Source organism: Photorhabdus caribbeanensis (assembly GCF_018448885.1).
Classification (GTDB): Bacteria; Pseudomonadota; Gammaproteobacteria; order Enterobacterales; family Enterobacteriaceae; genus Photorhabdus; species Photorhabdus caribbeanensis.
On the sequence record NZ_RCWB01000096.1, the window covers coordinates 1 to 1509 of the forward strand.

1 protein-coding gene is annotated in these 1509 nt (G+C 59.6%); it reads left to right on the forward strand.

Annotated elements, in window-relative coordinates; all coding sequences use genetic code 11:
* Window positions 1-1509: RHS repeat domain-containing protein (locus EAE90_RS23105; RefSeq protein ID WP_281422394.1), on the forward strand; the 1509-nt coding region annotated here is incomplete at both ends.

The following is a 1509-nucleotide window of genomic DNA, read 5'->3' on the forward strand; positions in this document are numbered from 1 at the left end:
TGGGCCGGCTGTTAACCGTGGACTCCCCGGACAGCACCCTGCATTTTGAATACGACGAGCAGGACCGGATAGTGCGGGAAATCCAGCCGCACGGAGAGATTCTGCGTCACTACCCGGATACCCGCACGGCAGAACGGCAGTTGCTGACCGGCGAAACAGCGCCGGTGGCCGGTCCGGCCCGGTTTAGCGGCCAGACCCGCCTCTGCCGCTGGCAGAGCCGGCGGGAGGTTAACCGGGGGGGGGAACTGATTAAGCTGACGCTGGCGGAGCAGGCGCCCCTGACTCTGGAACGGGATGACGCCGGCCGGGATACGGGCCGTTATGTGGACGGAGGATTTATTCTGCGCCAGCAGTACAGCCTGATGGGCCAGTTAACCGCGCAACGGGCTGGCCGCAACCCCTACTTTTTCAGGCCGGCTGAACCGGACGAGATTGAGGGACCCGCTTACGCGGGGGTGGCGCGCCGGTATGAATACGATGCCGCGCTGAACCTGACCGCCGCCAGTGATGACGGACAGCCGTTAAATTATCTCCTTAACGGCAACGGCCAGGTGATTTCGGTGGGGGAAGGCCGGACACTGCGGGAGTATTATCAGTATGATGAAACGGGGTACCCGTCAAGACGGTTTGACGGGGTGCAGGAGATTATGGGGGAAACCCTCTATCAGGAGGGCCATCGCCTGAACTGGGTGGGCTCGCACCGGTTTGTTTACGACCGGGCCGGCCGCATGCAGGAGAAACAGTTTTTAGCGGAAGGGTCCCGGCTGGCGCTGACGAAATACCGCTGGAACAGCCAGAATCAGCTGACCGGGCTGATTACCCCGGACGGGATACCGTGGGAATATCGCTATGACGCTTTCGGGCGGCGGACAGAAAAACGGTGTATCCCGAGCGGTAAGCGGACCACCTACCTGTGGGACGGCGACGTGCCGGCAGAAATCCGGGAGTATCAGCACGGCCGGCTGAAAATGATCCGCCATCTGGTGTTTGACGGCTGGGAACTGATAGCGCAGCAGACGCAGGCGTTTACGCTGAATCTGGACAACCGGGTGGAACTGATGGCCGGAGAGGTGCAGACTCAATATGCGGTCAGCGCCCCGACCGGCGAGCCGCTGGCGCTGTTCGACCCGACGGGTAAACGGGTGTGGCGGCGGCCGAAGCAGTCCCTGTACGGGCTGCGGCTGGGCGGATACGGCGAAAACCCGCAACTGGACCCGGGCCTGAGATTCGCCGGACAACTTTTTGATGAAGAAAGTGGTTTATTCTATAACCGGTTCAGGTATTATTTGCCGGAAGGGTGTTGTTACCTGAGTGCCGACCCTACGGGCCTCTGGGGTGGTGAGAATACCTATAGCTATGTGCAAAATCCTACCGGATGGATTGACCCGTTCGGGTTAACTCCATGTCCGAGCGCTAAGGAACCTAATTGGACAAATCATGGATACAAACATGTGCCTCCCAAAAATGCTTCTTGGAACGATATAGTCAAATCAACGAAATCTGGGCCAG